Origin of the sequence: Enterococcus sp. 2201sp1_2201st1_C11_2201SCRN_220225, from assembly GCF_040925905.1 — a bacterium.
GTDB lineage: Bacteria > Bacillota > Bacilli > Lactobacillales > Enterococcaceae > Enterococcus_C > Enterococcus_C asini_A.
Window position 1 is genome coordinate 19114 of sequence record NZ_JBCOJC010000030.1, and the last position, 13365, is coordinate 32478.

At 41.5% G+C, this 13365-nt stretch carries 13 protein-coding genes; 8 read left to right on the top strand and 5 right to left on the bottom strand.

Features of this window, described 5'->3' with window-relative positions; genetic code table 11:
- Positions 1-21 precede the first annotated feature (21 nt).
- Positions 22-1926 (bottom strand): M13 family metallopeptidase, encoded by a 1905-nt coding sequence (locus AB5754_RS09020; protein ID WP_368251444.1) that lies wholly within the window; start codon positions 1924-1926, stop codon positions 22-24.
- 135 nt (positions 1927-2061) lie between these two features.
- Here AB5754_RS09020 and AB5754_RS09025 point away from each other — a divergent pair, with 135 nt between their 5' ends.
- From AB5754_RS09025 to AB5754_RS09050, 6 genes are all read left to right on the top strand, one after another.
- Positions 2062-2607, top strand: coding sequence for a hypothetical protein (locus AB5754_RS09025; RefSeq protein WP_368251445.1), 546 nt, complete (start codon positions 2062-2064; stop codon positions 2605-2607).
- Between the two features lie 84 nt (positions 2608-2691).
- Entirely contained in the window at positions 2692-3663 is a 972-nt protein-coding gene (locus AB5754_RS09030) for a ribose-phosphate diphosphokinase (RefSeq protein ID WP_311832515.1), read from the top strand.
- Between the two features lie 167 nt (positions 3664-3830).
- The gene (locus AB5754_RS09035) at positions 3831-4694 is read left to right on the top strand and encodes an AraC family transcriptional regulator (protein ID WP_368251446.1); all 864 of its coding nucleotides are present in this window, start codon (positions 3831-3833) and stop codon (positions 4692-4694) included.
- A gap of 451 nt (positions 4695-5145) precedes the next feature.
- Positions 5146-6285, top strand: a complete 1140-nt coding sequence (locus tag AB5754_RS09040; protein WP_368251447.1) for a cysteine desulfurase family protein — start codon at positions 5146-5148, stop codon at positions 6283-6285.
- Between the two features lie 64 nt (positions 6286-6349).
- Positions 6350-6694 carry a DUF1831 domain-containing protein gene (locus AB5754_RS09045; RefSeq protein ID WP_311832518.1) on the top strand — a complete coding sequence of 115 codons (345 nt, stop codon included), beginning with the start codon at positions 6350-6352 and terminating at the stop codon, positions 6692-6694.
- 91 nt (positions 6695-6785) lie between these two features.
- The gene (locus tag AB5754_RS09050; RefSeq protein ID WP_368251448.1) at positions 6786-7391 is read left to right on the top strand and encodes a metallophosphoesterase; all 606 of its coding nucleotides are present in this window, start codon (positions 6786-6788) and stop codon (positions 7389-7391) included.
- Between the two features lie 83 nt (positions 7392-7474).
- On the opposite strand, the gene AB5754_RS09055 is transcribed toward AB5754_RS09050, so the two are convergent.
- Genes AB5754_RS09055 through serC form a run of 3 tightly spaced genes read right to left on the bottom strand, consistent with a single transcriptional unit; the run spans position 7475 to position 10972 of the window.
- Positions 7475-8701 carry a DUF1015 domain-containing protein gene (locus AB5754_RS09055; RefSeq protein WP_368251449.1) on the bottom strand — a complete coding sequence of 409 codons (1227 nt, stop codon included), beginning with the start codon at positions 8699-8701 and terminating at the stop codon, positions 7475-7477.
- Positions 8702-9886, bottom strand: a complete 1185-nt coding sequence (locus AB5754_RS09060) for a phosphoglycerate dehydrogenase (RefSeq protein WP_368251450.1) — start codon at positions 9884-9886, stop codon at positions 8702-8704.
- A complete protein-coding gene (serC, locus tag AB5754_RS09065) occupies positions 9887-10972 on the bottom strand; it encodes a 3-phosphoserine/phosphohydroxythreonine transaminase (protein ID WP_368251451.1) in 1086 nt (361 codons plus the stop codon).
- A 373-nt stretch (positions 10973-11345) separates the two neighbouring features.
- On the opposite strand from serC, the gene mnmA reads away from it, so the two are divergent.
- Both mnmA and AB5754_RS09075 read left to right on the top strand, forming a co-directional pair.
- A complete protein-coding gene (gene mnmA / locus AB5754_RS09070; RefSeq protein ID WP_368251452.1) occupies positions 11346-12467 on the top strand; it encodes a tRNA 2-thiouridine(34) synthase MnmA in 1122 nt (373 codons plus the stop codon).
- A gap of 148 nt (positions 12468-12615) precedes the next feature.
- Positions 12616-12897, top strand: coding sequence for a hypothetical protein (locus AB5754_RS09075; RefSeq protein ID WP_368251453.1), 282 nt, complete (start codon positions 12616-12618; stop codon positions 12895-12897).
- A gap of 75 nt (positions 12898-12972) precedes the next feature.
- Here AB5754_RS09075 and AB5754_RS09080 read toward each other — a convergent pair.
- Positions 12973-13365, bottom strand: a 393-nt coding sequence (locus AB5754_RS09080) for an MFS transporter (protein ID WP_368259555.1), incomplete at its 5' end; no start/stop codon positions are given.

A 13365-nucleotide genomic window follows, 5' to 3' on the forward strand; every position in this document is an offset into this window, starting at 1 on the left:
AAAAGCTAGTCTTTGGAGAGCTTACCAAATTTTAACTCGTTTTTCAGGAGCTAAGTACATCCCGTCTCCTGGCTCAATTTGATAAGTAGTATAAAAGTCATCAATATTTTGCAATTGCAAATTTCCTCTGAGCTTTGCCGGAGCATGGACATCGACAGCCAAGAGCAGTTGCTGGTATTGAGGGCGAGCTTTGGTGCGCCAGATTTTGGCCCAATTGGTAAAGAAATCTTCCAAAGAGACATGGGCTTCTTTTTTAGCGGCGGCTAAAGCACAGCTTAAACCGCCTGCATCGGCAATGTTTTCTGAAACAGTCAAGGTGCCGTTGACTACGCCTCCAGCAAATGCTATGCCGTCAAATTCGGCAATCATGGCTTGGGATAGTTCTTCAAAATGAGCTAAATCTGCGGCAGTCCACCAGTTGTTCATATTGCCTAACTCATCAAATTTGGCCCCGTTATTATCAAAGGCATGGGAAATCTCATGGGCGATTACCGCTCCGATGCCTCCGTAATTTGCGCTGGCGCTTTGTTCCAAACTGTAAAAGGGTGCTTGCAAAATCGCTGCCGGAAAGACGATGACATTTAAGAATGGATGGTAGTAGGCGTTGACAGTAGCAGCACTCATTTCCCATTCCGCTCGATCTTTAGCTTGCCCATATTTACTAAAACGGTCCTCTCTAACAATTCGGCCAAAGCGTGTAGCATTTTCGACTAGTGTTCCACCCTCCGCTTTGGTTTTAGTGATGAAGCAATCGTAGTAGCCGGGAATTTTTTCGGGATAACCCACATGAATGCCTAAATGATTCAGTTTAACAATCGCTTTTTGACAAGTGGCTTCTGACAGCCAAGTGTTGTGTTCCAAACGCTCTTGGTAAATGCCAATCATCTCTTTAACCATGTGTTCCACATCAGCTTTGGCTTTGGGTCCAAAGTATTTTTGACCATAATACAAGCCAACCACTTGGCTAAAGCGACCATTGGCTAGATAAAAGGCTGCTTTTTCTGGAGATTTCGCCTCGGTAGCACCGGAGATATAGCGGCTGTAAGTTCCTCCTAAAAGACGCAATTCTTCTGACAAATAACCAGTATAGGCTAGGGCAACTTGCATTAAGAGCCAGCTTTTTAACAAAGGGAAAGTCTTGGGATTGGCAATTTTATCCAAGGCTTCAAAGTAGTCTGGTTCTGTGACAATTACTTTTTCCGGTGCTTGCTTGATTAAATCGCGAGTTAATTGTTCCAAGTCAAAATACTTAGAATACTGGATAAACTCTTCAAAAGTTCGAGGATTGTAATTTTTGCTATAGTCGGCATTTTCTTCAGAACTACGCACATGAGGTACGATTAGCTGATCAAAGGCCAGAGCATCTGCTACAATTTTTTCGGCTTGTTCTTTGTCATAGTCCATTTTTTCCAGAACTTCTACAGTCATCTTCGAAAAGACAGCTAAAAGATCGGCTCCTTGGGGATGATCTTTTTCATAATAGGTTTTATCCGGTAAAATTGTTCCGGCAGGTCCGGCAAAGAACGTGTTGAATTGAGTATTTTTCATATCTTGATCCACATCCACGTCAAAAGGCAGCGGCAGGCCACTTAAGACCCAATCGGCTAATTGTTGATTTAAATCTTCTAAACTAGTTAAACTCATGACCCGCTTTAGCAGCGGTTGAATTGGTTTACTACCAAGAGCATTGCGGGTTTCATAGTCTTTGGCCAACTCGTAATAAGCAATGGCATCTTGTAAGCGTCCGGCAGGAATGGTTTCTGGATGTTGGCGGAAGGTTTCAAATTCTTTCATTAACAATTCGTCAATTCCATCCACCAAATCTTGAAAGCCACCGGTAGCGGGTTTGTCTCCAGGAATTTCGGCAGTTTCCAACCAAGCACCATTGACATATTCATAAAAATCATCTTTTAATAAGTTCGACATAGGGCCACCCCTTTTTGGTATTTTTCTTATTATCACTCAGAGACAGGAATTCTTCAAAGAAATACTCTGGAGGCTGTTACGGATTGTTCCTCTACAGATAAATCGGGTATACTAAAAAGAAAAGGAGGCGTTGGAATGGACTATCCTTTAGATGAATGGGTGGGAATCGAAGAAACGCGCTTTGAACGGTATCGCAACTGGCGGACGACTAAGGGCTATCTCTGTGGGACGACAGCTTCAGCGGTGTTATTAGCTTATTACCAAGACTATCTAGATGAAAAGATAGTGCCTCGTTTTTTGCGCCGAAAAAACAGTGGCAACGGTCAAGTCTTCCTAGCTTTTTTACAATTATTGATTCAACCGGTGGATTTGCCCACGTTAGCACCTCAAGTCAGTCACGGTTTAAGTCGCTATTTTAATCATTTTGATTTGCCTTATCGCGGGCGAGCCACACTGACTGGCGGCTGGTATCGAGCTGTCAAACGCATTAAAGCTGGAAAACCGGTAGTGATTGGGCTAATGAAAGCCAAAGGGTCCACCTATGGCAATCACTGGGTTACTGCCTATGCTTTTAAAGAAACCAGCGATGGTCAGCGTTACTTTAAAGTTCATGATAATTGGGGCAAGACCAACCAAGTCATTCCTGCTCACTGGATTAATGGAACTGTTAGCTTGCCTTAAAATGGGGAAAGCTAACCCAAAAGTGAGCCAATCTATGGTATAATTGAGAAAATTTGCGAACAAAATTGGAGGAAGTAAAAGAATATGGTCGTTAATTACGAAGAAAAGCCTTTGAAAATCTTCAGCTTAAACGGGAACCGTCCCTTGGCCGAAAAAATTGCCGCAGTCTTTGGCACTAAGTTAGGGGAGTGTGCTATTAAGCAGTTTAGCGATGGCGAAATTTCCATCAGCATTGAAGAAAGTGTCCGAGGTGTTCACGTCTATTTAATCCAAGCCACAAATCAACCGGTGAACGATTATTATATGGAATTGTTGATCATGATCGATGCTTTAAAACGGGCTAGTGCCAAGACGATTAACGTGGTCTTGCCTTATTACGCCTATGCTCGTCAAGACCGTACCGCGAAACCTCATGAACCCATCACCGCAAAACTGATTGCCAATATGTTACAAGAAGCTGGTGCTACACGAGTGTTGACATTGGATTTACACACGGTTCAAGTGCAAGGCTTCTTTGATATTCCAGTAGATAATTTATTCACCATGCCATTGTTCGCAAAGTATTATCGAGATTTAAATATGGTAGGAGACGATTATGTAGTCGTTTCGCCAAAAAATTCTGGTGTGCAACGAGCCCGCAGCCTAGGAGAATACTTAAACACTACTTTAGCCATTGTGGACCAAGAAGAAAGTGATCCCAATGGTGGCTATGTGATCGGGGATGTAGCTGGAAAAACCTGTATCATGGTAGATGATATTTTGAATACTGGCGGTACCATGGTAAATGCCGCTCGTTTCTTAAAAGAAGCCGGCGCTAAGGAAGTCTATGCCTGTGCTTCCCATGCCTTGCTTTCGCCACCAGCTAAAGAATTAATTGAAAACTCGGATATTAAATCCTTGTGTGTAACCGACTCTTGTTTAACCGATGAATCACGACAACCGAAGAATATGGTGTACATCACTTGTGGAGACCTTTTAGGGGATGCTGTAAAAGTAATTCACGAAAATAAACCTATGAGTCCACTGTTTAAATTAGAAGAGAAACTTTTTAAATAAAATTGGCAGCTTTGAGGCTGTTAGTGAGAGGTTGGGGCTTAGGGCTCCAACCTTTTTTATACTCAGTTAATTGAAAAGTCCTGGGGCAGTTGACCAAATTTGTCTGGAATGAATCAAGTAATTCATTTCTGGCTATTCTAAACTAGTCCTAGAGAGGAGGAGTAGTCTTGTTAAAGGAATTAAATCAAGTGATTGAAGTATTGGAAGATCAGCTTTTAGCTGAGGTAGATTTGTCTTATTTAGCAAGGAATCTCGGCTTGTCGGAGTATCACTTGCGACGAACTTTTAGCTTTCTGGCCGGTGTTTCGATTCCAGAATACGTGAAATATCGACGCTTAGCCTTGGCTAATGAAGCGTTAGTTCAAGGATTATCCGTGACGGAAGCCGCTTTTACATACGGTTTTCAAAGTGTGGAAGGTTTTTCCAGAGCCTTCAAGTCTTGGGCTAATTTTTCTCCCAGTGAGGCGAAGCAAACGGGACGTCAAAAATCCTATCCTCCCCTCAAATTTTTAATTGATGTCAGAGGAGGCATTTCGATGGAATTTAGAATTGAAGAAAAACCAACTTTTCATTTGGTAGGAGTCAGTAAACGAGTACCCATTCAATTTGAAGGCGTTAATGAAGCCATTGTAGATTTGGCTAAAAGCATTACCCCAGAACAAAAAGAAAAAATGCATGAACTAGGAGATTTATATCCTAATCAAGTTATCAATGCGTCTTATGATTTTTCGGAAACCAGAATGGCCGAAAAAGGAGAACTAACTCAGTTAATTGGCTTTGTGACTTCCAAAGAAAATCCTTATGCCGATTTAGAAACAGTGGCAGTTCCTGCTCAGACGTGGGTCATTTTCCCTAATCAAGGACCCTTTCCTGAAACCTTGCAAGAAACCTGGGCCAACGCCTTTACTCAGTGGCTACCAACGTCGGATTATGAACTAGTTGAGGCACCGGAAATTTCCTTTACAAAGTGGGGAGAAGACCCTGAAAAGGTCTATAGTGAACTGTGGTTGGCAGTTAAACCTAAAAAATAAATCTAGTTTGGCTAAGGGGCTGTGACAAAAGTCGTATTCCAGTCCTCCGAACCGAACATTACTATACGTGAGACGAAAGCAAAAGACGAGACTCTTTCATGAAGGAACATAGGAAGAGTCTCGTCTTTTCATTTCTAAAAATTTCAAACGGTGACTAACCTTGATTTCATCAAGCTAAGTCACCGTAATTCTCTTTTTCTCTGAACACGTATGGTAATGTTTCTTCTACGGACTGAAACACGACTTCTTCACGATTAATTTTCAAACGTACATTTATTTGACTTAAAATCAAAACGTTCGCTATTTTTTGTTTATTAGTTACTTATGTCACATCCCCTTACTGTAAGTACAATTGGGGCAATCTTTTGCCAAGCTTTTTTCCCCGTGTTAAAATAACAGGGAATAGTTTGAGTTAACGTATTTCAAACACAGAGAAGGGAAGTTATTGTTCATGGAAGGTTATTTTGATCACGCAGCTAGCACCCCGATACACCCAGAAGCTTTAGCAGAGATGAATCGCTTAGCCCAAACGGTTTTTGGCAATCCTTCTAGCATTCATAATTTTGGTCGGCAAGCGGCTATGGAGCTGGAATTAGCTCGGGATGTGATTGCTGCAAGTCTTGGCGTGAAGAGCCATGAAATTATCTTCAATAGCGGGGGCACAGAAGGAGACAATACTGCTTTAATCGGCGTGGCCATGAGTCAAAAAGACCGGGGACATCACTTGATTACCACGGCTGTGGAACATCCGGCAGTTTTGGAAACAATGCATTATTTGGAAAGTCAAGGCTTTGAAGTGACGTATCTGCCAGTTAATGAAAAAGGACAGCTTTCAGTAAATGCTTTAAAAGAAGCGTTGCGGCCTGATACCACTCTTGTTTCTGTGATGTATGCGAACAATGAAACCGGCAATTTACTTCCCATTAAAGAAATCGGTGAGCTATTAAAAGAACATCCGGCAATTTTCCACACCGATGCGGTACAAGCCTATGGAAAAGTGTCCATTCATCCGAAAGAATTAGGCGTTGATTTATTGACAGTCTCAGCCCATAAATTCAATGGACCAAAAGGCGTGGGTTTTTTGTATAAAAGCGATCAAGTACACTTGCCCGCTTATCTTCACGGTGGTGAACAAGAAGAAAAACGCCGGGCAGGTACGGAAAACTTACCAGCAATTGGTGGGATGGCGAAAGCTGCCAGTCTGTTAACACCAGAAGCCATGGCCGAAAATGCCCAGAGGTATCGTCAGTTTAGTGAAAAAGTAACGAATGCGTTGACTGATTCCGGGGTAAATTGGCAATTAAATGGTGATCCAGAGCACAAATTACCCCAAGTTTTAAACTTACGCTTTCCAAAAGTTGCCAATGATTTACTCTTAATGAAGCTGGACTTACAAAAAGTGGCAATTTCCACCGGTTCGGCTTGTACCGCAGGAAACATCGAGCCTTCCCATGTATTAGAAGCGATGTATGGAAAAAGTTCAGCCACCAAGGAATCCATTCGCATCAGTTTTGGGTTAGGGAATACAGATGCGATGGTGGACTTTTTAGCCAACTCTCTCGTGGCTTTAGTTTCCCAGATGCAGGATTAAGGCTGGTCAAAGCTTGTAGCAACTTATATAATATAAAAGTAACGACGACAAATGAGGTGGAATAATGGCATTCGAAAAAAAAGCAACAGTTTTAGGAAGCAATCAAGCCTATGCAATTGCCCCAACAGCCAAGCGCTATACTTTACGGGACAACGGCTTTGTAGAAACTAACGGCGGCAATTTTCAGTTGATTCGCCCCTTAGAAGCAACACCCCAAAGCAAAGAAGGGTTTAAATTAAAAATTACGGTGTCCAAAGATGTCCAAACTTTAAAAATGTCCATTACCACTGCTAATGGCTTAAAAGCCGTGAACATTTTTAAAGATGACACCCACAAAATGCTCCAAGATAAGTTTTATTTTTTGATGGATGGATTTATCAGCCGGGGCTTGTTAGTAAAAGTAGATTAAGCAAAAAGAGCAGGCCAATCCATTTAAGGGATTCGTCTGCTCTTTGTCTATTGACTGTAAGCTGGGGATTTTAATGAAAGGAGGTTGTCAAATGAAGTTTTTTACGGCAGATACTCATTATTTTCATGAAGACTTATTAGGGGACAATGATTTTGCTCCTCGTCCTTTTCGCCAAATTCATGAGATGCACGAGGTGATGGTCACTAATTGGAATCGTGTAGTGAAAGAAAACGATCAAGTTTATAATTTAGGAGATATTGCGATGCACCCGCAATATGAAGCGGGTTATCCAGAGATTTTGGCTTTATTAAGCCGTTTAAATGGGCAGATTCACATGATTAAAGGCAATCACGACAGCCGTGCCTTCTTCAAATATTTGGCAGCCCATGATCCGGGACTAGCAGAAAAACCGAAATTTGTTTTTTATGATGTGGGAGCAATCATTAAGTTTGATCATCACCAGTACTATCTAACCCATTATCCGATGTTACTGGGCATTACCCGCAATATTCGCAACCTCCATGGACACATTCATTATTCCAGCATTCCTATTAAGGAAAATATCAATGTGGGAGTCGATGCTCCAGAACTAAGTTATCTACCCCAAAAGCAACCTTTTGGCATGCCGATTTCCGAAAATCAAATCGGTATTATCGCTGACGCTAAGGCAGAAGAATTAGCGAAGTTACGACATTGATTGTAAAGCACAAAAAAACGGTGGAAGACCCCACCGGTTTTTTGTGCTACTTGAGCTGAACGAGTTCGTTCAACCATTCTTAGTTAATCCGTCTCCAAATCATGTAGAAACAGCCCACTTAATAATTTTGGTTCAAACCAAGTGGATTTCGGTGGCATGATTTCTCCAGCATCGGCTACTGCCAGTAAGTCATGCATCTGAGTAGGATACATGGAAAAGGCTAAGTTCCATTGACCACTGTCAACTAAACGTTCCAGTTCTTCTGGCCCGCGAATTCCGCCAATAAAATCAATGCGTTTGTCAGTACGAATATCCATAATGCCAAAGATTTTTTCGAAAACTTTTTTTTGTAAGATTGAAACATCCAAACGACCCACGGTATCTTCAGGAATTGCCACATCTTTAATGGTCAATGTGTACCAAGTATGGTCTAAGTACATCTGAATCTGTCCTTTGGCAACTGGTTTTTTCACGCCACTTTGTTTCACGTGAAAATTTGATTCCAATAAAGTGAAGAAATCAGCTGGTAGAGGCACTTGTAAGACGCGATTGTATTCCCAAATTGCAAGCTGGCTTTCTGGAAAGAGAATTGACAAGAAATAATCGCTTTCTGGACTTTGTGTGCCTTCTGCTCGTTTTTCTAGACCAACTTTTACTGCGGATTCCGTGCGATGATGACCGTCTGCAATGTACAAAGCAGGAACCTCAATAAAAGCTGTGGTTAGTTTCTCAATAATGGCAGGCTCGTTAATTAGCCACACCCGGTGGCGCACTTCATGGTAACTGGTAAAATCATAAACTGGTTGTTCTTGATTTTGCCAGTTCGTAATTAGTTCTTGGATATCGGTTTTATCCCGGTAGCTTAAGAAAATCGGGCTAGTATTGGCATCACAAGCTTTAATGTGGTTAATGCGGTCCACTTCTTTTTCTGGTCGGGTAAATTCATGTTTCTTAATTTTTCCTGTACTATAGTCATCGATGGAAGTAGTCGCCACCAAACCAGTTTGACTGCGACCATTCATAGTAAGTTCGTAAAGATACAATAAAGGGTGATTCTCTTTGACTAGCCAGCCCTTATTCAACCAGTTTTGTAAGTTTGCTGCAGCTTTTTGATAAACTTGTACATCGTACGGAGAAAGTTCTGCTGGCAAGTCGATTTCTGCTTTATCAATATGAAAAAAGCTATAGGGATTGTCGTGGGCCAGTTCTTTTGCTTCAGCAGAATTTAGCACATCGTAAGGCAAGCAAGCGACTTGACTAGCTAGTTCAGCTTTGGGACGAATCCCACAAAAGGGGCGGACTTGTACCATTTAGCAAGCCTCCGTTTCATTTTTAATCACACGCACGCGGATAATTTCGGGATTTTGTGCTAATTTTTCAGCTACGGTAGCAACTTTGTGTTCATCTTCTTCGTTAATATCTACCAAAGTATAAGCGAAGTCATCTCGACCCCGGTTAACCATGTTTTCGATGTTAATGCCTTCTTCCGCGACGGCAGAAGAAATTTGTCCCAGCATATTTGGTACATTTTTATTAATGATGGTAATGCGGTAAGGACTGTTAAAAGCTAGTTCTACAGTGGGAAAGTTCACGGAGCGTTTGATGACGCCGGTTTCCAAAAAACGTTTTAAAGTGCGAGCGGCCATTTTCGCACAGTTTACTTCCGCTTCATCGGTAGAAGCTCCTAAGTGCGGCAAGACTAAAACTTTGTCCTGGTGTAAGAGTTTTTTGTCAGCAAAATCCGTAGTATAACCGGCTAATTCTTCGGCTTCTAAGGCTTTAAGAACTGCGGAATCGTCTACAATACCTCCTCGGGCAAAGTTAAAGAGTTTAGCTGTTGGTTGCATTTTGGCAATTTCAGAAGCACCAATCATTCCTTGGGTTTTATCTGTCAATGGCACATGGACAGTAATAAAATCACAAGTAGTCAAGAGCTCATTTAAGTCTTGTGCCCGTTGCACTCGGCGAGAAATGCTCCAAGCGGTATCAACAGAAACAAAAGGATCAAATCCCATCACTTCCATACCTAAACGATAGGCATCATTAGCCACCATGGCCCCAATTGCTCCCAGACCAATGACTCCAAGTTTTTTGCCTTCTAATTCATGGCCGGCAAACTGAGCTTTTTGTGCTTCTGCCTGTGCTTCCACATCATCTCCGGTTAAAGTTTGAACCCATTGTGCCCCTTTTAAAATTGGTCGTACGGAAAGGAGGAGGCTGGCAATTACTAATTCTTTTACTGCATTGGCATTTGCTCCCGGCGTATTGAAGACTACGATCCCTTTTTCGGTGCAATCCGCTACAGGAATATTATTTGTCCCGGCGCCAGCCCGAGCCACGCCTAAGACAGAATTGGGAAATTCGTAATCATGGAGTTTTTGACTACGCAAGATAATGCCATCAGGAGTATCACTTTCATTAATGGCGTAGTGGTCTTTTGTAAAACGAGTCATACCTTCTGGGGCAATGGCGTTAAAAGTTTTAATATGAAACATTTAGACTCCTCCATTTTCTTTTTCAAATTTTTCCATAAAGGCGATAAGATCCACCACTCCTTGCTTGGGAAAGGCATTGTAGAGGCTTGCTCGCATGCCCCCCACGGAACGGTGCCCTTTTAAGTTTTGGAAACCAGCAGCCAGTGCTTCGGCGTTGAATTTTTTATCCAATTCATCACTGCCAGTTACAAAAGGAATATTAGTAATAGAACGGCTGTTTAAAGCTACGGGACTGGTGAATAAACTTGATTTTTCAATGGCAGTATAGAGCAAGTCGGCTTTTTCTTGATCGGATTTTAAAATACCGGCCACGCCTCCTTGGTCTTGGAGCCATTCAAAAACTAACTTAGCCATGTAAATCGCAAAGGTCGGTGGGGTATTGTATAGCGATTTATTATCTCCTTGGATTTTATAATCTAGCATTGGTTCGGCTACGGGACACAAACCGATTAAATCTTCTCGAATAATCACGACGGTGAGCCCAGCAGGACCGATGTTTTTTTGAGCTCCGGCATAAATAATGCCAAAATCAGCTACATTATAATCATTGGCTAAAATATTAGAAGACATATCCGCCACTATCGGTACTTTGCCAGCTTTAGGGATGTCTTTAAAAGCAGTACCGACGATGGTATTATTGGTGGTGATGTGTAAGTAAGCTGCTTCTTGGTCAATCTTTTCTGAAGGAATTTCAGGGATATAGGTAAAATTATCCTCGGCAGAAGAGGCGATGACTTCCACTTCTACATTGTCCAGTGCTTTAGCTGCAGCAATGGCTTTTTTTGACCACATGCCAGTGTTGACATACAGTGCTTTTTTACCTTGGGCTAAATTTAGAGGGACCATGGAAAACTGCAGACTGGCGCCACCTTGTAGGAACAAAACTTTGTAATTGTCCGGAATCTGCATCAAATCCCGCAACAGGCTTTCCGCATCATTAATAATCGCTTCAAATAAGGAGGAACGATGACTCAACTCCATCACGGACATGCCACTATTTTGGTAATTTAAAAATTCGGATTGCGCCTTCTCCAAAACAGGTTGTGGTAACACCGCTGGTCCGGCAGAAAAATTGTAAATCGTCATTACATTCGCTCCTTTTCCAAGTTTAATTTTTTGAATTTTCTCAATTTAATGAGTTATTGCTTAGTGTAACAGAAGTTGTTAGGAGTTGAAAGAAAATTGTGAAACTTTATACGGATTTTTCCGAAATATTCGGCAATTTCTTGTAATATTATTATAAATCGTGAGTGGTTATGCAACATTCACTTGAAAAAGCGAATGTTTCGTTCCCTTATTTTAAAAGACCGCTTTAATTTATTGTACCTGAAAAACAAAGAATCTCTTACAAATAAACAGCAAAGTGTGAAAAATTTGCTCAGCTGATGTATAATTGCTCTTACTGATCGCGACCTTCAAATCGATTGATTAGAATCTATAATGAAATGATGGTGAAAACATGACAGACAACAGCCAAACACGGGTTGTCGTAGGCATGAGCGGCGGGGTTGACTCGTCGGTAACAGCGTTATTACTAAAGGAACAAGGCTATGACGTAATTGGAATTTTTATGAAAAATTGGGATGATACCGATGAAAATGGTGTCTGCACCGCCACTGAAGATTACAAAGATGTGGCTAAGGTGGCTTCTCAAATCGGCATTCCTTATTACTCGGTAAATTTTGAAAAAGAATACTGGGATCGAGTATTTGAATATTTCTTAGCTGAATACCGGGCTGGTCGGACGCCTAATCCTGATGTAATGTGCAACAAAGAAATCAAATTTAAAGCCTTCTTAGACTATGCGCTAGACTTAGGAGCAGAATACGTGGCTACGGGGCATTATGCGCAAGTGAAGCGAGATGAAAATGGCGTTGTGCATATGTTGCGGGGTGTGGACAATAATAAAGACCAAACCTACTTTTTAAGTCAATTATCTCAAGAACAATTGCAAAGAACCATGTTTCCACTAGGGGGCATGGAGAAATCTGAAGTTCGGGCCATTGCTGAACGAGCAGGTCTTGCTACTGCTAAGAAGAAAGACTCCACTGGGGTTTGCTTCATTGGTGAAAAGAATTTCAAACAATTTTTAGGTCAATACTTGCCAGCACAACCGGGAAAGATGGTCACTTTAGACGGCGAAGTTAAGGGAAATCACGATGGGTTGATGTATTACACCATCGGGCAACGTCAAGGTCTAGGCATTGGTGGCGGTGGTGCCAGTCAAGACCCATGGTTTGTGGTGGGCAAAGATTTGACAAGCAATACCTTATACGTAGGCCAAGGCTTCCATCATCCAGCTTTATACGCTGATTCTCTGGATGCCAGTGAAATTCACTTCACGACTGAAGGCGCGCAACCACAAGAATTTAAATGCACTGCGAAATTCCGTTATCGCCAACAAGATGTACCAGTAACCGTGCGTTTATTAGAAGATAATCGAGCAGAAGTGATTTTTGACGAACCAGTTCGGGCAATTACTCCGGGTCAAGCGGTGGTTTTCTATGATGGTATGGAATGCCTCGGTGGTGGCTTGATCGATCACGCCTATCAAAAAACAACTGAATTACAATATGTATAATCAAAAAGAGTGTCAAGGCCAAGCTTTGACACTCTTTTTTTAAGTGAATAAGAAAACAAAATACCATAAAACTAAAGCGCTGTCATGAAATAAGTGGTAAACTAGTAATGAAAGAGGTTTTACCATTTTATGGGAGGGGGATTAGGGAATGAAGTTAAAAGAATACCTTAGTCAAGATGAGTTGCAAATTTTAGATGAAGAGTTGTTTTGCGATATTTATCAAAAGATTCTTCATAATCGCTGGCCTTATTTAGATGGTGTAACCAGACAAAAATTACATCAATTGAATCCCTTAGACCTGCAACAAGCAGCGATTAAAATAACCGATGATTACTTGGCTGATTTACCAGAATGGAGCTTAAGTCAATATTTTGCTCGCTACGGTAGTCAATATTTATCCCAAGTCCGCCAAAAAAGCTTACAACATTAAACAAAAACGCAAAAGTCCTAGGAATCATCCTAATGACTTTTGCGTTTTCTTATGATTAGCACTTCTATATAGAAGCTATTTTTTAGCGGTTTTTATTTCCGCCGTATTTTTACGTACTAATAAAAAGTTTGCCAGCACCAATAGTGAAGTGGATAAAAAGACAGCCCGATAACCAAATAAACTGGAGATAGAAGAGCCAATCATCGGCCCAAATACATTTCCTGTAGCTTGGAAGGACTGATTGTAACTAAAAATCCTACCAGCTGCATGGTGAGGGGAGTATTTGGTGATTAAAGCATTGACAGCCGGTAGAAGACAAGCATCAGAGATACCGATAAAAAAGCGTAAAATGCCCAATTGCCAAACGTTGGTCACAAGGGACATGGGAATATAGACAATGATCGCCATGAGTAGGCCCACAGCCAAGATTCGCTCACTACCGATTCGATCCCCTAAACGGCCCATGCG